Source organism: uncultured Erythrobacter sp., from assembly GCF_947492365.1.
In the GTDB taxonomy this organism is placed as follows: domain Bacteria; phylum Pseudomonadota; class Alphaproteobacteria; order Sphingomonadales; family Sphingomonadaceae; genus Erythrobacter.
Map to the genome: position 1 here is coordinate 107,399 of NZ_CANLMB010000002.1, position 18,923 is coordinate 126,321.

The window sequence follows — 18,923 nt, forward strand, 5'->3', positions numbered from 1 at the left end:
GTTCACTACGGACCCGTAACCTTACGGCGTCGCGCTATAGGAAACTGGTAATGAAATGGAGCGTCATTCCGACCAACCCGCCTACCAGTGTGCCGTTGATCCGGATGAATTGCAGATCGCGGCCAACGGCGCTCTCGATCCGGCCTGTGACAGTGGTCGCATCCCAGCGCTTCACCGTTTCTGAAACCAGCGTCACAATTTCGGAGCCATAACGGCTCGCCACGCCGACAGCGGTGCGGCGGGCAAAACGGTTGATCTGCAGCTGCAAACGCTCGTCTTTCTTGAGCGCCTCACCCAGATCGGCAAGCAAGCTGCGCATCTCTTCGCCCAGCCCGCTTTCTGCATCGCGCGCTCTGCGGATGAGAGATTGGCGAATGCGTTCCCACACGCCCATCCACCACTCGCTGACTGCCGGGTTCTCCATCAGATCGCGCTTCATTTCTTCCACCCGTTCGCGGGTTGCGGGATCGGTCTGGAGGTCAGTCGCAAGCTTGCGCAGCCCTTCTTCGACCTTGCCGCGCAGCGGATGTTCGGGATCAATCAGCACTTCGGCCAGCAATTTGTAGAGACCGTCGAGCACATTGCCCGAGATCGTCTTGTCGAGCCCAGCCCAGCGCAGCACGCCCGCAACACGTGTATGGATGATGTCGCGGACGGTTTCCTCATTGTCCTCAAGCGTCAGACCGGCCCAGCGGATAAACCCGTCGATCAAAGGCGTATGGCGTTGATCGGCCATCGTGCTTTCGAGCATTCTTCCGGCGAGCGGAGATACGTCGATCTTAGCCAATTGCGAACCAAGCCCCGCGCGCATCTGGTTGCCTAGCCGGTCAGGATCGAGCGATTCGAGCACTTCGGCGAGCAGCTCTGCCGCGCCCCCGGTGAGACGCGAACGCGTGTCAGAGGCCGATTGTTGCGGACTAGCGGCCAGAAAGTCGCCCACAGCCTTTGCCACATTCATGCCCGACATCCGCCGTGCGACGACAGCGGGAGTGAGGAAGTTCTCGCGCAGGAATTGCGCCATCGTATCCGCGATCCGGTCCTTGTTCATCGGGATGATGGCGGTGTGCGGGATCGGAATGCCCAGCGGATGCCGGAACAGGGCGGTCACCGCGAACCAATCGGCCAGTCCCCCGACCATCGCCGCTTCGGCAAAGGCATTGACGTAACCCCAGGCAGGGTGATCACCGAGCAGGCCATGTGTGGTGAAGAACAACACCGCCATCGCCGCCAGCAGACCGGTCGCGGTCCAGCGCATTCTGCGTGCACGGTCCGGGCTCAGCGGCTCGCCGCCGAACCTAAGCGGAACCGTTGCCGCTGGCGGGTTTGGAGATTTGTCAGTCACAGCGTCTATCTGCCGCAATCGGCCCGCGCCGTCACTATCGGAAGGCGCGGTGCCAATCGGCATTGCAGAGATCTTATTCTGCAGGCTCAGCCCCCGGAGGCAGACGGGTTGCGGGAATAGCAGGACCTGCAATTCCTGTGCCGCCATGCCCCGGATAGGGCGTATCGGGGCCGGATTCGGGCGCAGGCGGCACGGGATTGCCGTCGTCACCCGGCTTGTAGGTCAGCAGCTTGCTGCGCAGCCAGGGACCGACGCGGCGTTCGAACCCGTCGGCGAGGCTGAAGCCTGCCGGAACGATGATCAGCGTGAGCAGGGTCGACATGATCAGCCCTCCAATCACCACGATGCCCATCGGCTGACGCCAGGCGCCATCGCCCGAGAGCGAGATAGACGTCGGGATCATGCCTGCCGTCATCGCCACAGTGGTCATCACAATCGGCTGAGCACGTTTGTGCCCGGCTTCCATAATCGCATGGAGCTTGCGTGTGCCCTTGGCCATTTCCTCGATCGCGAAGTCGATGAGAAGGATCGAGTTCTTCGAGACAATGCCCAGCAGCAGCAGGATACCGATATAGACCGGCATGGTCTGCGGCATGCCGACCAGCCACAGCAGCAGAATGCCGCCAAGCGGCGCCAGCAGCAGCGAGGTCATGTTGACCAGTGGGCTCATCAGGCGCTTGTAGAGCAGCACCAGCACGGCGAAGACGAGGAAGAAGCCGGCAATGATCGCGATCATCAGGTTCTGCATCATCTCCTGCTGCCATTCGTCTTCACCCACGACATCGCGGATGACGCCGGTCGGCAGGTCTTGCAGGATCGGGAGCTGATCGACCGCAGCCTGCGCTTCGCCCTTGACCACGCCATTGGCAAGGTCCGCGCCGACCAGAACGCGGCGGTTCTGGTTGTAGCGCTGGATCGCGGTGGGGCCTGAACCGAACGTGATGTCAGCCACGCGGCCCAGCGGCACCGTCCCGCCATTGAGCGTTTGAACCGGCAGGTTCTCAATCGTGGTCAATTGCGAACGCGCATCCTCTGACAGCTTCACGCGGATCGGGATTTGGCGGTCGGAGAGCGAGAATTTCGCAGCATTCTGCTCGATCTCGCCAAGGGTCGCGATGCGTATCGTTTGCGATAGCGCAATTGTGCTCACACCCAGTTCGGCCGCGATCTCTTCACGCGGGGTGATGATGATTTCGGGCCGATTGAGGTCAGCGCTAACACGCGGAGCGACCAGCGTATCAATCGTGCGCATTTGCTCGACAAGCGTTGCGGCGGTCTGTTCTAGCACCGCCGGATCCGACCCCGCCAGCATCACCGTCAGATCGCGGCCAGAGCCAAAGCCGCCGCTCTGCGATTCAAACCGGACACGCGCATCAGGAATGTCCTGAAGCAGCGGGGCGACTTCGCGTTCGAATTCGATCGAAGTGCGCTCGCGATCCTCTTTGAGCGTAATGTAGATATTTGCATTGCCGATCCGCACCCGCTCGAGCATCAGCTCGACTTCGGGCTGCTGCTCGAGAATATCCACCACTTGCTCGGTCACACGTTCGGTTGAGGCGAGCGTCGTGCCGGGGACCATCTCGATATCAACCGTGGAGTTGGCATCGTCGATAGAAGGCTGGAACTGGCCCGGAATCTGAGCGAAAAGCAGGATCGTCACCAAGAACGAGAACCAGCCAACGCCGAGCATCCAGATGCGATGATCGTAAAAGCGCGCGGTCAGGTACTTCATCCCTTGCGAGAAGCTGTTTGCACCGCTTGCAGTCAGTTCGATGATCTTGAACAGCAGCCAGCCAGCTACAAAAGCGGCGATTGACACCAGCACGACCATCACAATCTCGAACAGCTTCGAAACAAGGAAATAAGTCCAAGTGTTGATGTCTTCCGACGCCGCTGCTGCGATCTGCTTGGTGACATCAAACCCACCGATCAGTCCGAAGGTTCCGAACATTCCCATGGCTGTCGCGGCAAGCAGCAACAGTACAACCAGCAGCAGGCCAAAGGAATACAAGACCCGCGAACGCGGGCTCGTCAGGCCTTCGCGCTTCGAATACATGCCGCCGCGATCCAGCGTCCAGGCAAGCACCTTCATATAGCGGTCCATCCACGGGCCTTCGCCGTGCTTGGCGTGGCCGTCCGCTTTCAGGAAATAGGCCGCCATCAGCGGCGTGATCATTCGCGCGACGGCTAGAGACATCAGCACCGCGACCACCACCGTGAGGCCGAAGTTCTGGAAGAACTGCCCCGAAATGCCCGGCATCAGGCCGACTGGCAGGAACACCGCGACGATGCAGAAACTGGTGGCGACCACCGGCAGGCCGATCTCGTCCGCCGCGTCGATTGAAGCCTGATAGGCGGTTTTGCCCATCCGCATATGCCGCACGATATTCTCGATCTCCACGATCGCGTCATCGACCAGCACGCCCGCCACCAGCGCGAGCGCGAGCAGCGAAAGGAAGTTCAGATTGAACCCCATCAGATCCATGAAGAAAAAGGTCGGGATCGCGGAAAGGGGGATTGCGACCGAGGATATAAAAGTCGCGCGCCAATCGCGCAGGAACAGGAACACCACGACCACAGCCAGCAATGCGCCTTCGATCAGCGCCGCCATCGAGCTTGTGTACTGGCTTTCGGTATAGACCACGGTGTTGAACAATGGGATGAAGCGCACCCCTTCATTCTCGGCTTCGATCCGAGTGATCTCTTCCTTGGCCTGATCGAATACGGTGACGTCAGACGCTCCGCGCGCGCGGCTCATATAGAAGTTCACAACCTCCCGGTCGCCAACCTCACTGATCGAGGTGCGCTCGGAAAAACCGTCGCGCACGGTTGCGATGTCGGCAAGGCGGATGGTCCGCCCGCCGCCCAGCTGGATCTGGCGCTGCGAAAGGTCGTAAGCGGTCTCGTTATTGCCCAGCACACGCAGCGATTGCCGCGTCCCGCCCACTTCGGCGAGACCGCCTGCCGCGTCGATATTCGACTGGCGCAGCACGCTGTTGATCTGCGAGGCGGTGACACCCATTGACTGCATCTTGGCTGGGTCGAGAATGACCTCGATCTCGCGGCTCACCCCGCCCCAGCGGCCCACTTCAGCCATGCCTGAAATGTTGTTGAGCCGCTTGGCCACGACATCGTCGATAAACCAGCTCAATTGCTCGATGGTCATGTCATCGGCCTGAACCGCGTAGATACCGAGGAAACCGCCTGCGATCTCGGCCTTGGAGATGCGCGGTTCCAGAATACCGTCAGGCAGATTGCCGCGGACCGAATCAAGCGCGTTCTTGACCTCGATCACCGCATCATCAGGATCGGTGCCGATCTCGAATTCAACGAAGGTGTTCGAAGACCCCTCGCTCGCGGTCGAATTGACCGACTTCACCCCGTTGATCGAGGCAAGCGAACTCTCGACAACCTGCGTGATCTGGTTCTCGATTTCGGTCGGCGCCGCGCCCGGCTGCGAGATCCGAACCTGGACGCCGGGAAATTCGACATCTGGATTGTTCGTGATGTCCATGAAACGGAAGCTGACAAGACCAGCGATCAGAAGCGCGGTGAACAGCACCAGCGGAATCACCGGATTGCGGATCGACCAGGCGGAGATGTTGCGAAAGTTCATGTGCCTACTGCCTGTTTTGCTTCAATGCGCCGCGCCAATGCGCGACCCGTAGTCTTTCAGTTACGCGCGCCGGATGCGCGCGGATTTGCGTTCAATCTTCCTGGCGGCGCGGATTGACCTTTTCACCAGGATTGAGGAAGCCGCCCGCGCTCAGCACGATCATTTCGGTGCCCACGAGCCCTCCGGTAATTGCGATTCCCTGCGGCGTAACAGCGCCCGTGGTGACAGCGGTACGGACCGCCTCGTTCTCACCATTGATTACATAGACAAAGCTGCCCTCGGAGTCGGCCAGAACCGCGCTTTCGGGGAGTACGGTGGCTTCGTATGAGCCGCTTTCGATGCGCGCAGTGGCAAAGCCGCCTGGGCGCAGTTCGGGCGCATAGGGAAGCGCGATCCGTGCGGTGCCCTGCCGACTCTGAGCATCAATCGTGGGCGAAAGTTGCCAGACCTGCCCGGTAAAGCTCTTGTCCGATCCGGTAGGAACGACGCTGGCCGAAACGCCTTGCGAAAGGCCGGCAAGCTGCGTTTCGCCAAGCTGGGCGAGCAGTTCCATCTCACCGCCACGCGCGATTGAGAACAGCGGTGGCGATCCGCCGCCAACCGTCTGACCCGGCTCGACATTGCGTTCAAGGACATAGCCCGAAGCTGGCGCGACGATGCTGAGACGCGCGGTCCGGGCACGCAATTCTGCCAGCTGAGCTTCGGCAACGCTCACGCGAGCAACGGCCGAATCGCGCGTTGCCGTCAGCCGGTCAACATCGGCCTGTGAGACGAAACCGCGCTCCACCAGCTGCAAGGAACGGTCGAGATTGGCCTGGGCCAGTTGGGCGTCGGCTTTTGCCACTTCGATCTGGGCTGCTTGCGCTTCTGCCTGCCGGGCCTGAACCGAACGGTCGATCACAGCGAGCACCTGCCCCTGTCCGACCCAGTCACCAGCGTCAACTCGAACCGAAACCACACGCCCGCCTTCGCCAACAACGCCAACCGGCATCGGCCGACGCGCAGCGAGCGTGCCCGGTGCTTCGATTACACCGCTGACAGTTGTCTTGCCCGGAGTGATGACCGTGATGACAGGTGCCTGCGTGTTATCATCGCCAGCCGCAACCGGATCACCGGCAGAGAGCGCGAAATAGGCCGCGATGGCGAGCAGGAGCGCAAACAAACCCCCGCCAGCGATCAGCAAGATCTTGGGCAGCGAAGAGCTGCGATTCAAACCATGCCGTGCAGCAATATCACCACGCAGATCGTCCTGTGCCTCGGCAGTGATGGTAGTCTCGAAATTCATTACAGTTCCCTTTTGCGGGCGGCATATCTGGGTCTGACCCAACTGGCCGTTATGATCGACCAAGTGTATTATAGATATAAGTCACCCTTCGCAATCCCTATAAGCAAGCACGCAAATCGGGGCAATCCGCGGTTCGACTGATGACTTTGAGCCTAGACGAAGGGAGATTCGGCCCCCTTGGAGCCCAGACGCAAAGACGGCGCGAACTTCCCGTTATGGAAGCCGCGCCGCCTGTATGCCTGAAACGGAAATCCGGTTCTTAGCGAACACGTCCCCGCTGGATCAGATTGACGATGCCGAGCAGGACTACCGCTCCGACAACCGCTACACCCAGTCCGGTAAGCGAAAACTCCTGCACACTGCCGGTGATACCGAGCAGCGGACCGGCAATCATATTGCCTACGATCGAGCCGACGCAGCCCACAACGATGTTCCAGAAAATGCCCATCGAGGCGTCGCGGTTCATAACCATGCTTGCCAGCCAACCGGCGACACCGCCAACGACCAATGCGATAATCCAACCGACCATATTCTTTTCTCCCTCATTTACAGCAGGTTGCGCCCTCAAAACGGAGCGCATGTGCCACTGCCCACGGCTTTATAGGCCGCGGTGGGAGAGGTCTAGCGGGTTTGGGGTGCAAACGCCAAGTCGAACAGCAAATTCAATCGCAGTTGTTCGGGTCTGGGGCTGTCTTTGTGAGCAAATTGGAAAGCGCGTATGCGCGAATCTAGTACTTCAGCTGGCGCTCGTAGAGGTCGCGGTAATGCTGGATACGAGTCACACGCAGGCCCTGCATGCCCGAGCGATCAACTGCGCGCTGCCACGAAGCGAACTCTTCGAGAGTAAGCCCGTAACGCTCAAGCACTTCGTCAATCGTCAGCAAGCCGCCATTGACAGCTGCAACAACCTCCGCCTTGCGGCGAACGACCCAGCGTTTGGTGCTGGGCGAAGGCAGGTCGTCGATCGTCAGCGGCTCGCCGAGCGGGCCGATCACCTGTGCGGGGCGGATGTCCTGGTTCTCAATCATCAATCTTCTCTACCGTCGCCTGTCACTTCATTGTCCCGGTTGCGGGGCTTGGGGGGTGCTTGTGGGGGTTCAAGCCCTTGCTGCTCCCGGGTTATGTGCGGCGAGCCTTTGCAGTGCTCTAAAGCAACAGGGTTAACGTCCCGTTCCTCTTCCTCGCGGGTTCTGAAATAGCGCGCCGCCGCATCGGCAAAGCTGCCACCGGCTGCCTCGATATTGCCGCGCGAGTCGCGCCGCAAAACCAGGCGCAAATCGCGCGCAGCGTTGAGGCGTGCTGTCAGCTCATTCCATTCGATCAGGCGCAGCGCGCCGCCGCCACCAGCACCGCCGCCGCTTGCCGGAACCTCCGGAGCGGTGTCGATGCTGCCAACCAGCAGACCTCCATCAAGCGCATCGCCGCCACCGAACTGACCGGCGATTCGATCTGCGAATCGGCCTTCGATCGGGGCGCTTTGCGCATGGGGAACAGGCTTTGCCTTTTCGAACATGAGCCTGCTTATAGAGTCGGGTTCTCAAGATGAGGTAAAACCGCTCTTTACCAGTGCTTAGGACAATTGCTGGGCCATTTGGCAACCGGATCGGGGCGAATTGCGAAGCGGTCAGGCGCGCGGGGTGGCGGTTTGCCGGGCTCTTGCCTATATGGCGGCGCGATCATGAACACCCCTTCTGCCCTAGACCCCGCGCTTGCCGAGCGGCCCGATTTCGGGCTCGACGCAGCGGCTTTGTTCGACTTGCCGCGTGATGCGAGCGAGTGCCGCATCGTTGTTGCAATGAGCGGCGGGGTCGATTCGTCAGTGGTCGCTGCATTGGCAGCAGAAACGGGCGCCGAGGTGATCGGGATCACTTTGCAGCTCTACGACTATGGCGCAGCAACTGGCCGCAAAGGCGCGTGCTGCGCTGGCGACGACATTGCCGATGCGCGCGCTGTCTCTGACCGGCTGGGGATCGCGCATTACGTCTTCGACCATGAAAGCGCGTTTCGCGAAGAAGTGGTCGAGCAGTTTGCCGACGAGTATCTCGCGGGTCGCACCCCGGTCCCCTGCATCCGCTGCAATATGGGCCCCAAGTTTACCGACCTGTTCCGCATGGCGCGCGAGCTGGGCGCGGACTGTCTCGCGACCGGGCACTATGTAAGGCGGGTCGAAGTGGCAGAGGGTGAAGGTCCGGGGCCGCACCTCTACCGCGCTGTCGATCCCACGCGTGACCAGTCCTACTTCCTCTATGCGACAACGCGCGAGCAGCTCGACTATATCCGCTTTCCCCTTGGCGGCTTGCCCAAAACGAAAGTGCGCGAGCTCGCCGAAGCCGCTGGCCTGCGCAATGCGATGAAGCCTGACAGTCAGGACATCTGCTTTGTGCCCGACGGCAATTATGCCGGCATCGTCAAAAAGCTGCGCCCCGAAGGCGGCGTGCCGGGCGCGATCGTTCACGCGGCCTCGGGCGAGGTTTTGGGCGAGCACAAGGGCATCGTCCATTACACGGTCGGCCAGCGCAAAGGCCTCGATATCGGCGGCCAGCCTGAACCACTCTATGTCATCAGCCTCGATGCAGCGACACGCGAAGTCCGCGTTGGCCCCAAGCGTATGCTTGCGGTCGAAAGCGCTGAAGTGATCGAGACGAATGTCATCGGCACAGTCCCCGAAGGCGCTGCGCTAACTGCCAAGGTTCGCAGCCTGTCCAAGCCGGTTCCGGTCACGCTGGACGGCCCGCTGGGTGATGGTGCGACCACGACACTCCGCTTCGAGACTCCTGAATTCGGCGTCGCACCAGGTCAGGCAGCAGTGATCTACGCCGGAGAGCGTGTGATCGGCGGCGGGTGGATCGACTCGACGACTTCGGTTGCGTCTTAGCCCTGCCACTCCTCCAGCACGCAGCCATAGCCTTCACGATAGGTCGCGGTTGACGCGGTGACGAGCGGGAAGCTGGCGGTGACGCTTTGCGCTTCGACATCATCGGAGAGCGAGACCAGTTCCATGCCCGCCAGCTTGTCCTTCTCGCAATCCTCAAGACTCCGGCCAGCGACAAAGCGGCATGAACACCCGACCCGCGCAGCGTAGGATGTGCCGACTTCGGCATAGCCTGCGATGGGAGCACGGTTGAACCACACAGCCGCTGCGATGGCGATGACTGCCAGAACCAGCAGCCAGAGAGTGACTCGCCCTGCGAGTGAGCGCTTCGAAGCTCGATTTGCCATTGCTTTGTTGTGACCTGTGTTGAATTGAGTGCGCGATGTTTGTCCGTTCCCGCACCTCTATCGCCGCAAGCGCGCTCCTGCCAGCCCTTGCCTTTGCAACTGTGTCCTGCGGCGGGCCAGCCGTTCCTCCTATGGAGCCGCTGACCGAAGAGGCGCTCGCTGCGATTTCGGAAGATGCGGGTGCGCCCAAGGATCAGCTGGCGCGCGCGGTGGATGATCTCTTCGCGCTCGAAGGGCTCGGCGAGACGCGCGCCGTCGTGGTCTTCGCCGATGGCAAGGTCGCAGCCGAGCGTTACGCGCCGGGATATGATGCCGAGACGCGGCATGTCAGCTGGTCGATGGCCAAGACCGTAACCGCGACGCTGATCGGGATGCTGGTTGCGGACGGCCTGCTGAGCGTCGATGAGCCTGCGCCGGTTCCGATGTGGCAACGCAGCGGCGATCCGCGTGCGGACATCACTTTGCGCCACCTGCTGCAGATGCGATCCGGCCTGCGCCACACCGAGGCAGGCGATCCGCCCTACGATTCGAGCGAGGTGCGCATGCTCTTCCTCGACGGGCGCGACGATATGGCGCGCTGGGCGAAGGAGCAGCCGCTTGAGGCAGAGCCGGGCGAGCGCTTCGAGTATTCCTCCAACACCACCGTCATCCTTGCCGACATCGCCGCGCGCGCGTTGACGGATAGCGAGGATCCCGAGGCACGGCGCAAGGCGGTGGCCGACTACCTCGAAGAACGCCTGTTCGCACCGCTCGCCATGACGTCGATCGTGCCCGAATTCGACGCGTCGGGCACGATGATCGGGGGCAGTCTGATGCACGCGACCGCGCTCGACTATGCCCGCTTTGGCGAGTTCATGCGCCAAGGCGGCCGCGCGCCGGGCGGCGAGCAATTGGTCCCGCGCCGCTGGATCGAGGCGATGACCACGCCCAGCCCAGTGTCCGAACATTACGGCTACCAGACTTGGCTCAACCGGCCCGAGCCTGATCTGGAACGCGGCCATCCGCTCTTCCCCGACCGCGCGCCTGCGAGCATGTTCGCGCTGATCGGGCATATGGGCCAATATGTGATCGTCTCTCCCGACCAGCGCGTGACAGTGGTTCGCCTCGGCCATTCAAACCGTGAAGAACGCCCGCCGATGTTGCAGCAGGTCGCGGACGTGCTCGCGCTCTATCCTCAGAGGTAGAACGAGCCTTCCACCACGGTCACGCAAGGCCCGCCTAGCCACGCGCGCCCATTCTCTCCGGCTCCATCAAGCCTTAGCGTGAGGTCGCCCCCGCGCTCGCTCGCCTGATGCGCACGAAGGTTGTTGCGGCCAAGGCGATCAACCCAGAACGGGGTCAGCAGCGAATGGGCCGAGCCTGTCACGCTGTCCTCATCAACTCCGCCGCCGGGCACGAAGACGCGGCTGACGCAATCGTAGCCCGATCCGGCGTCGCCGGGCGCGGTGGCGATGAACTGGTCATTCCCCATGGCTCCCAGTTCGCGGATCTGCGGCTCAAGCGCGCGCACTTCGGCTTCGGTTTCGTAGAGGAAGATGTGGTAGCGGATGTCCTTGCCCTGCGGCCGATAGATCGCCGCCGGATTGCCGCCCATCAGCGCCGCCGCTTCCTCGCTGGTGCCAGGCGCAGTCACCGTTGCGGGCAGGCCGACTTCGTAGCCATCGCCGTCTTTGCGCACTTCGAGGATGCCGGACTTGCGCGTCCTGAACGTGACCGCTTCTCCGCCATCGCGGGTGAGCAACACATGCCCCGCCGCCAGCGTCGCATGGCCGCACAAGGCGATCTCGTAAGTCGGGGTGCACCAGCGCAGCTCCCAGTCTGATTCGCCCGTCTCATCACGCACGACAAAGGCAGTTTCGGCGAACAGGTTCTCTCCGCCGATCCGCACCAGCACATCGTCAGGCAGCCATTTGTCGAGCACCATCACCGCCGCCTGATTGCCGCCAAAGGGCTGCGCGCTGAAGGCATCGACATGCCAATAGGGGATCGATTGGGGCATCTGGAAAGTCCTTTACGGGTAGAGCAGACTGTCGCTCCAGCCGGAGCCGTCTGCGGATCGGATGAACAGGCGGCGATCATGTAGCCGGTTTGGGCGATCCATCCAGAATTCGATTCTTTGCGGAGCTAAAGTGAAGCCTGTCCAATGCGGCGGACGCGGGACTTCGCCTGCCTCCTCATGCTCGATGCGCAAGGCTTCGACGCGGTCGATATAGGTCTGGCGGTCGGGCAGCTCGCGCGACTGGTCGCTGGCCGCGGAACCGACCTGACTGACATAAGCGCGCGAGTGGAAGTAGGTATCGGCGCGCTCTGGCGAGACCTCTTTGAGCGGCCCCTCGATCCGGATCTGGCGGCGCTGGCTCTTCCAGTGGAACAGCAGGGCTGCGTGCATGTTGGAGCGGATCTGCTCACCCTTGCGGCTTTGCGCGTTGGTGAAGAAGGTGAAGCCGCCCTCCTCGCCTTCATCCACGCCATGCCCTTTCAGCAGCACCATCCGCACCGAAGGCCTGCCATCAGCCGTTGCGGTCGCCAGCGCCATCGCATTGCTATCGTTGGGCTCGCTCTCCCGCGCCTGCGCAAACCACTCGTCAAACAGCTCATAGGGATCCGCGCCAGAGGGGATCGCGCTGTCGGCCAATTGGGCGTTGTCGAGGGTCTTCGAGTCGCTCATGCGCAGGCTCCGGTAGTCATGATACGTTGAAACATGGACCGCATGTTACACGGTCCAGAGCAAATAGTTTGCGCACCCAATTCTTGCGCAAATTGCGTGCTGCGAAAGGGAGTGCCTTGGCCATCCCACCCAACTAAGCGTTTGCATCGGAGTAGGAAAGCGCGCAAGCGATCTTGCACCTCTTAACCGTCTCACCTAGCTAACACACACCATGGCTGATCCTTACCGCACTCTTGGCGTTGCGCGCACATCTTCTGAAAAGGAGATTAAGAGCGCCTATCGCAAACTCGCCAAGGAGCTGCATCCCGATAAGAACAAGGACAATCCCAAAGCGGCGGAGAAGTTCTCCGACGCGACCAAGGCCTATGATCTGCTGTCCGACAAGGACAAGCGCGCGCAGTTCGATCGCGGCGAGATTGACGGTGAGGGCAATCCGCTCAATCCGTTCGCAGGCATGGGCGGCGGGCGCGGATTCGGGCGCGGCTATAGCGGCGGTGCCCGGCCGGGAGCAGGCGGTGCCGGCGGCTTCCGCGATCAGGAATTTAACGGTTTCGGCACCGATGATCTGGATCTGGGCGATCTGTTCGAAGGTCTGTTCGGCGGCCGCGCGCGCACGCAGGAACCTCCCCGCCGCAGCGGCATGGGCGGGTTCGGCACGCGCCCACCTCCACCTCCAAAGAAACGCGGCGCGGATATCCAGTACCGGCTCGCCGTGCCATTCGTCGACGCCGCGGCGGGGCGCGACCAGCGGATCACGCTGGCCGATGGCAAAGCGATCAATCTGAAGCTGCCCGCCGGTGTCGAGGACGGCACCCAGATGCGGCTGAAGAATAAGGGCCATGATGGTCCGGGCGGCAAGGGCGACGGGATCGTTCTGGTCGAAGTCGGCCCGCACCCCTTCTTTCGCCGTGAAGGCGACAATATCCGCATGGACCTGCCGATCACGCTCAACGAAGCGGTCAATGGCGGCAAGGTGAAGTGCCCGACCGTCGATGGCCCTGTGATGCTGACGCTCAAACCCGGTGCCAATGGCGGCACGGTCATGCGCCTGACAGGCAAGGGCTGGACCCGAAAATCGGGCAAGGCCAAGGACGGTAATCCGGCGCGCGGCGATCAGCTTGTCACGCTCGAAATCCAGATGCCCGAAGACCTCGATGGGCTGAAAGAGCAGCTGGGCGACTGGGAAGATCCGGCCAGCCCTCGCGACAAATTCGGTCTTTAGCAGCGGGGTCGCTGGGCGCATTGGTAAAGGGCACAAACCCGCACACGGCCTATCACGGGGTTGCGATCCGCTCGCTTTCTCCCGAAGCCCGCCGCCTGCGCGCGCTCGATCAGCCCGCCTATTTCTTCCGCAACCATGAAGACGCGCCGCCGCAGCCCGGATTGTTCGGCTTTGCCGCGCATTATCTGGGGCCGGGCACGCGCATTTTCGAAGTCGTGCGGCGCACAATTGTCGGCACCTATCATGATGGCTTCATCCATGCCGGCAATCTTGCCTATCTGGCGATGCTGGCCTTCTTCCCCTTTTTCATCCTCGGCGCGGCTTTGTTTGAGCTGCTGGGCGGGCGTGATCGGGCACTGGAATTGGTCACCACAGTGCTGATCGCGATGCCGCCTACGGTCAGCCGCGCGCTCGGTCCGGTTGCGGAGGAGATCATCTATGCCCGCGATGGCTGGCTCTTGTGGTTCGGCGCGGGCGTTGCCTTGTGGACGGTCTCCAGCCTGATCGAGACGATCCGCGATATCCTGCGCCGCGCCTATGGCACCCAGCCGATCCACGCATTCTGGAAGTACCGCCTGTTCTCAGCCGGATTGATCCTTGGCGCAGTCGTACTGCTGATGGTCTCGCTGTTTGCGCAGGTCGCGCTTGGCACCGCGCAGGTGGTGATCCTCTCGGCCTTCCCGCAATTGTCGGGCGTGCTCGACACTTTGCGGCTGTCGCAGATCGTGCCCGCGCTTGGCCTTGTCGGCTCGCTCTATCTGTTGTTCTACACGCTGACGCCCGAAGAATACCGGGTGAAGGCCTATCCCAAATGGCCCGGTGCGCTCTTTACTGCGCTGTGGTGGCTGAGTGTGACGAGCGCGATGCCGGTCATCCTGCAACGCTTCTTCACCTACAACCTCACCTATGGCAGCATGGCGGGAATTATCATCGCGCTGTTCTTTTTCTGGCTCGTCGGGCTTGGCCTCGTTATCGGAGCTGAATTGAATGCAGCGCTTGCCGAGCCGGAGAAGCTGGCGCGGACGCGGGACTTGAACGAGGAGACGGATACATGACGCAGCAGATGCCGGGACTTATGGAAGGCAAGCGCGGACTGATCATGGGGCTCGCCAATGACAAATCGCTCGCCTGGGGGATTGCCAAGCAGCTGGCCGATCACGGGGCTGAGCTGGCATTTTCCTATCAGGGCGATGCGCTGGCCAAGCGGGTAAAACCGCTCGCCGAGCAGCTTGGCAGCGACTTTGTGGTCGAATGCGACGTGTCGGACATGGACTCGCTGGATGGCACCTTCGCCGCGATCAAGGAACGCTGGGGCACGCTCGATTTTGTGGTCCACGCGATCGGCTTTTCGGACAAGAACGAGCTGCGCGGCAAATATCTCGACACCAGCCTCGACAATTTCCTGATGACGATGAACATCTCGGTCTATTCGCTGGCCGCTGTCGCCAAGCGGGCGGCCGAGCTGATGCCGCCGGTCCAGGAAGACGGCAGCGGTGGCGGATCGATCCTGACGCTGACCTATTATGGCGCGGAAAAGGTCATGCCGCATTACAACGTGATGGGTGTGGCCAAGGCGGCGCTCGAAACATCGGTGCGCTACCTCGCCAATGATCTGGGACCGGACGGCATCCGCGTGAATGCGATCAGCGCCGGTCCGATCAAGACGCTGGCCGCCAGCGGGATCGGCGATTTCCGCTACATCCTCAAATGGAACGAACTCAACTCACCGCTCCGCCGGACGGTGACGATTGACGATGTGGGCGGATCGGGGCTCTATTTCCTCTCTGGCCTGTCATCGGGTGTCACGGGCGAGGTCCACCATGTCGATGCCGGTTATCACACGGTCGGCATGAAGCAGATCGACGCACCCGACATCTCGCTGGTTTAAGCTCGCTTCGATGCGAATTCTGGTCACCGGCGCAAGCGGCTTTCTGGGCCGCGCGATCCTGCGCGCCGGGGCTGATGCCGGTCACACGATGGTGGCTGCGAGCCGGAATGGTGAGGCGGTTGACGGGGCTTCGGAGGCGCTTGCGACCGGCGACCTTGTTGAAAGCGCCGCCTCGCTTGACCTGTCAGGCGTGGATGCGGTCATCAATTGCGCGGCGCGGGTGCATGTCCTGAAGCGCGAAGATGCAGCGCGGGCCAAGGCGCAATATGACGCAATGAACGCAGCTATGCCGGTGGGACTTGCCCGCAATGCGCAGGCTGCGGGAGTGAGGCGCTTCATCCAGATCAGCTCGGTCGCAGCCATTGCGAGCGCAAGCGCAGCGGGCGAAGTGCTGGACGATGCGAGCCTGTCTGCACCCACCACCCCCTATGGCCAGTCAAAGCTCGCCGCGGATCTGGCCTTGGCCAAACTTGCGCAAGACGGTTTCGCGGTCATCTCGCTGCGCCCGCCAGCAATCTACGGGCCCGGTGTCGGTGCGTGGTTTGCGATGCTCGCGCGCGCCGCAAAGGCAGGAATGCCGCTGCCGGTGGGTGCGATTCGCAACCTCAGGAGCTTTGCCTATGTCGAGAATGTTGCCAATGCAGCGGTGACGGCGGCCGCCGCATCGGAGGAATTGCTCCAAAGCGGATCATTTATCGTCTCCGACAGCCTCCCCATCTCCACCGCGCAGCTCTATTCAAAGCTCCTCGCGATTGCCGGTCACAGGGACCGTGTGTGGCGCTGGCCCGAAGCTTTGATCCGGCCCGCTGCGCGCCTTGTGCTGGGATCGAGAGCGCAGAGCCTGCTGGGCAATGCGGCATTCGATGGTAGCCGGTTTGCGCAAGCGTTTGACTGGCAGCCACGCTGGAACATGGACGACGCGCTGCGCCTCACCCTGCAAGGGGACTAAAGGCTCCGACGGCGCTAGAGGCGGTGGAGCGCGGAAAATGAAGCGGATTCTCGACATTGCAGTGAGCGCCGCGGCCCTGCTCGTCCTTGCCCCTGTCATGCTGGTGGTTGCGCTGGTGGTGCGACTGGATTCGAAGGGACCGGCGCTGTTCTGGTCGCAGCGTTTCGGGCGCGACGGCAAATTGTTCTGGATGCCGAAGTTCAGGACCATGCGCACAGACGCTCCGCAATTGCCCACTCACCTGCTCCCCAACTCAGTAGATTTACTTACCCGCAGCGGGCCTTTTCTTCGGAAAAGCAGTCTGGATGAATTGCCTCAACTTTGGAGCGTTCTGGTCGGTCACATGAGCCTGGTCGGACCCCGCCCCGCTTTGTTCAATCAGGGCGATCTCATTGAAATGCGTAGCAAAAATGGGTCGTCCGTACTGCTTCCGGGTATCACCGGATGGGCGCAAATCAACGGGCGCGACGCTTTGACACTATCTCAGAAAGTTGCTCTAGATGCTGAATATTCACGGCGTCAGAGTATGGTGTTCGACATGAGAATACTAATTCTGACTGTAGTTAAAGTATTCCGCGCAGAATCTATCACGCATTAGCGTCTTAATTCTGTCTGCGGGGTGATCGCATGACTTGAATTAGGGCGTTTAATGCTTGGGTCCAATCTTTCCGATATTGCGGAAAGGCGTGTCGCCGCGTTGCTGAACGCAGGGATAGACATTGCCTCGCGCAGCATGAACTGGCCCCGCCCGGCCAAACGGCTGGCGGTGATGGCGCTGGATGCGATGCTGTGCGCGATTGCGGTGTGGATCGCATTCTCGCTGCGGATCGGAGACTTGCAGGCACCCAACAAGGCGCTGCTCACTTTTACCGGAGCGATGCTGTGCCTGTGGTATCCGATTGCGCTGCTGCGCGGCGTTTACAGCGCGATCTTCCGCTTTTCCGGCCGCGGGGCAATCATCGGCCTTACTCTGGCGGTCAGCCTGCTGACGGTGCCGATGGCGGTGCTGTTCATGGCCATCCCGCAAGACGGCGTGCCGCGCACAATGGCGATCCTCGGGCCGATTGTGTTCTTCCTGCTGGTCGCTCTGTCGCGGATCGTCGGACGCTATGTGCTGGTCGATCTGTTTAACGCCCGCAGCGCCGGTGACATGCGCAAACATGTGGTGATCTACGGTGCGGGAGCGACCGGACAGATGCTGGCGAGCGCGCTCGGGGTGGAATCGGGCATGCGGGTGATCGGCTTCATCGACGATGACCGGGCAAAGTGGGGGCGGCTGCTCGATGGCAGGCGCGTCTATCGCAGCGCGCAAGTGGCCGACCTGGCGCGGCGGCGCGGGGTGACGGACATCGTACTGGCGATGTCGGAAATCAGCTTTTCACGGCGCAAGCAGATTATCGCCGCGCTCGAGCCGCTGTCAGTCAATGTCCAGACTTTGCCACCGATGCGCGATCTGATGGCGGGCCGGATCAGCGCCGATGCACTGCGCCCGATAGAGGTTGAGGACCTGTTGGGGCGCCCTGTGGTGCCCCAACATGGTGATCTTCTCGCGCGGCAGGTGCGCGGCAAGCTGGTGATGGTTACCGGCGCAGGCGGCTCTATTGGCAGCGAGATTTGCCGCCAGATCCTCGCCCAGCGCCCCGCCGGTCTGGTCATGGTAGAGGCCAATGAATTCGCGCTGTTCCAGATCGAGCGCGAGCTGGACGCCGCTTTGGTGAAGGCGGGTGAAGCGGCAAGGCCCGCTCTCTATGCCCGCCTAGCCGATGTCTCGAACCCAGCGGCGGTCGCGCGGCTGTTTGCCGAATTTTCTCCGCAAACGATCTTCCACGCCGCCGCCTACAAACATGTCCCCTTGGTCGAGGACAATGTGGTCGAGGCAGTGCGCAACAATGTGATGGGCGCGCGGCTGATGGCGCGCGGCGCGCTGGGCTGCGGCAGCGAGCGCTTCGTCCTTATCAGCACCGACAAAGCCGTCCGCCCGCCCAATGTGATGGGCGCAAGCAAGCGGATGTGCGAGATCATCTTGCAGGATCTCGCGCGGCGTTCCGGGCGCAGCCTGCAGGCCAAGACCGTGTTCTCGATGGTGCGCTTTGGCAATGTGCTGGGGTCGAGCGGGTCGGTCGTCCCGATCTTCCGCCGCCAGATCGAAGCGGGCGGCCCGATCACTGTCACCCACCGGGAAGTCACGCGCTACTTCATGACCATCTTCGAGGCTGCGCAGCTGGTGATTCAGGCCGGCGCGATGGCGCGCGGGGGTGAGGTGTTCCTGCTCGATATGGGCGAGCCGGTGAAGATCTGGGATCTGGCGCGCAGCATGGTCCGCCTCGCCGGTTTGAGCGTGCGCGATGCGGATAATCCGGCAGGCGATATCGAGATTGTCGAACATGGCCTGCGTCCGGGCGAGAAGCTCTATGAAGAGCTGCTGCTGGGCGAACATTCCGAAGCGACCGAACATCCGCGCATCATGCAGGGAAATGAGACATGCCCCGCTCCGCGCGCGGTGGCGAGCGTCCTTGCCGAGCTGGACGAGGCGATAGCGCGGGGCGATGAGAATGCGTGCAAGGCTGCGCTCAAATCGCTTGTGCCGACTTTGCGGTTTGAGCCGAAGAGCGCCCCCGATGCTCCCGATGCACCGGCACCGACGCCCATCCGGCCTGATCTGGTCACAGCCACACGGGCAGAGGCAAAACTGGTCGCGCGCCCTGCGGCAACGCCGCCGGCTGGTCAGGGCTAG

The 18,923-nt window shown here is 61.9% G+C and carries 17 protein-coding genes; 8 read left to right on the forward strand and 9 right to left on the reverse strand.

The annotated features are described in order from the left end of the window. Nucleotides 1–34: 34 nt before the first annotated feature. The 6 genes from Q0887_RS11785 to Q0887_RS11810 form a co-directional block, all read right to left on the reverse strand. Nucleotides 35–1,255, reverse strand: a complete 1,221-nt coding sequence (locus tag Q0887_RS11785) for a DUF445 domain-containing protein (RefSeq protein ID WP_299196739.1) — start codon at nucleotides 1,253–1,255, stop codon at nucleotides 35–37. A gap of 160 nt (nucleotides 1,256–1,415) precedes the next feature. Next, complete coding sequence (locus Q0887_RS11790; RefSeq protein WP_299195620.1) at nucleotides 1,416–4,958, reverse strand: efflux RND transporter permease subunit; 3,543 nt, start codon at nucleotides 4,956–4,958, stop codon at nucleotides 1,416–1,418. Between the two features lie 91 nt (nucleotides 4,959–5,049). Then, on the reverse strand, nucleotides 5,050–6,243 hold the full coding sequence (locus tag Q0887_RS11795; protein WP_299195622.1) for an efflux RND transporter periplasmic adaptor subunit: 1,194 nt from the start codon (nucleotides 6,241–6,243) through the stop codon (nucleotides 5,050–5,052). Between the two features lie 259 nt (nucleotides 6,244–6,502). Beyond that, a complete protein-coding gene (locus tag Q0887_RS11800; RefSeq protein ID WP_299195626.1) occupies nucleotides 6,503–6,772 on the reverse strand; it encodes a GlsB/YeaQ/YmgE family stress response membrane protein in 270 nt (89 codons plus the stop codon). Nucleotides 6,773–6,971: 199 nt separating this feature from the next. Continuing rightward, nucleotides 6,972–7,271 carry a DUF1153 domain-containing protein gene (locus tag Q0887_RS11805; RefSeq protein ID WP_299195628.1) on the reverse strand — a complete coding sequence of 100 codons (300 nt, stop codon included), beginning with the start codon at nucleotides 7,269–7,271 and terminating at the stop codon, nucleotides 6,972–6,974. Further along, on the reverse strand, nucleotides 7,271–7,756 hold the full coding sequence (locus Q0887_RS11810) for a hypothetical protein (protein ID WP_299195630.1): 486 nt from the start codon (nucleotides 7,754–7,756) through the stop codon (nucleotides 7,271–7,273). Before Q0887_RS11810 ends, Q0887_RS11805 begins: the two co-directional genes overlap by 1 nt. Before the next feature lie 165 nt (nucleotides 7,757–7,921). Here Q0887_RS11810 and mnmA point away from each other — a divergent pair, with 165 nt between their 5' ends. Continuing rightward, nucleotides 7,922–9,118, forward strand: a complete 1,197-nt coding sequence (mnmA, locus tag Q0887_RS11815; RefSeq protein WP_299195632.1) for a tRNA 2-thiouridine(34) synthase MnmA — start codon at nucleotides 7,922–7,924, stop codon at nucleotides 9,116–9,118. On the opposite strand, the gene Q0887_RS11820 is transcribed toward mnmA, so the two are convergent. After that, nucleotides 9,115–9,462: a hypothetical protein gene (locus Q0887_RS11820; protein WP_299195634.1), complete on the reverse strand. Its 348-nt coding sequence runs from the start codon at nucleotides 9,460–9,462 to the stop codon at nucleotides 9,115–9,117. The two genes, mnmA and Q0887_RS11820, sit on opposite strands and share 4 nt — an antisense overlap. 35 nt (nucleotides 9,463–9,497) lie before the next feature. Between Q0887_RS11820 and Q0887_RS11825 the strand changes: the two genes are divergently transcribed. Further along, complete coding sequence (locus Q0887_RS11825) at nucleotides 9,498–10,646, forward strand: serine hydrolase (protein ID WP_299195636.1); 1,149 nt, start codon at nucleotides 9,498–9,500, stop codon at nucleotides 10,644–10,646. Here the strand turns inward: Q0887_RS11825 and Q0887_RS11830 are convergent. Next, the gene (locus Q0887_RS11830; protein WP_299195638.1) at nucleotides 10,637–11,461 is read right to left on the reverse strand and encodes a PhzF family phenazine biosynthesis protein; all 825 of its coding nucleotides are present in this window, start codon (nucleotides 11,459–11,461) and stop codon (nucleotides 10,637–10,639) included. The genes Q0887_RS11825 and Q0887_RS11830 overlap by 10 nt on opposite strands. Nucleotides 11,462–11,473: 12 nt before the next feature. Next, nucleotides 11,474–12,130 (reverse strand): pyridoxamine 5'-phosphate oxidase, encoded by a 657-nt coding sequence (gene pdxH / locus Q0887_RS11835; RefSeq protein ID WP_299195640.1) that lies wholly within the window; start codon nucleotides 12,128–12,130, stop codon nucleotides 11,474–11,476. A 211-nt stretch (nucleotides 12,131–12,341) separates the two neighbouring features. On the opposite strand from pdxH, the gene Q0887_RS11840 reads away from it, so the two are divergent. From Q0887_RS11840 to Q0887_RS11865, 6 genes are all read left to right on the forward strand, one after another. Then, nucleotides 12,342–13,352, forward strand: a complete 1,011-nt coding sequence (locus tag Q0887_RS11840; protein WP_299195642.1) for a DnaJ C-terminal domain-containing protein — start codon at nucleotides 12,342–12,344, stop codon at nucleotides 13,350–13,352. A 20-nt stretch (nucleotides 13,353–13,372) separates the two neighbouring features. Then, nucleotides 13,373–14,407, forward strand: a complete 1,035-nt coding sequence (locus tag Q0887_RS11845; protein ID WP_299195644.1) for a YihY/virulence factor BrkB family protein — start codon at nucleotides 13,373–13,375, stop codon at nucleotides 14,405–14,407. An 8-nt stretch (nucleotides 14,408–14,415) separates the two neighbouring features. Next, nucleotides 14,416–15,240, forward strand: a complete 825-nt coding sequence (gene fabI / locus Q0887_RS11850; RefSeq protein ID WP_299196740.1) for an enoyl-ACP reductase FabI — start codon at nucleotides 14,416–14,418, stop codon at nucleotides 15,238–15,240. 10 nt (nucleotides 15,241–15,250) lie between these two features. After that, entirely contained in the window at nucleotides 15,251–16,189 is a 939-nt protein-coding gene (locus Q0887_RS11855; RefSeq protein ID WP_299195646.1) for an NAD-dependent epimerase/dehydratase family protein, read from the forward strand. A 37-nt stretch (nucleotides 16,190–16,226) separates the two neighbouring features. Next, the gene (locus Q0887_RS11860) at nucleotides 16,227–16,787 is read left to right on the forward strand and encodes a sugar transferase (RefSeq protein WP_299195648.1); all 561 of its coding nucleotides are present in this window, start codon (nucleotides 16,227–16,229) and stop codon (nucleotides 16,785–16,787) included. A 135-nt stretch (nucleotides 16,788–16,922) separates the two neighbouring features. Further along, a complete protein-coding gene (locus Q0887_RS11865; protein ID WP_299195650.1) occupies nucleotides 16,923–18,923 on the forward strand; it encodes a nucleoside-diphosphate sugar epimerase/dehydratase in 2,001 nt (666 codons plus the stop codon).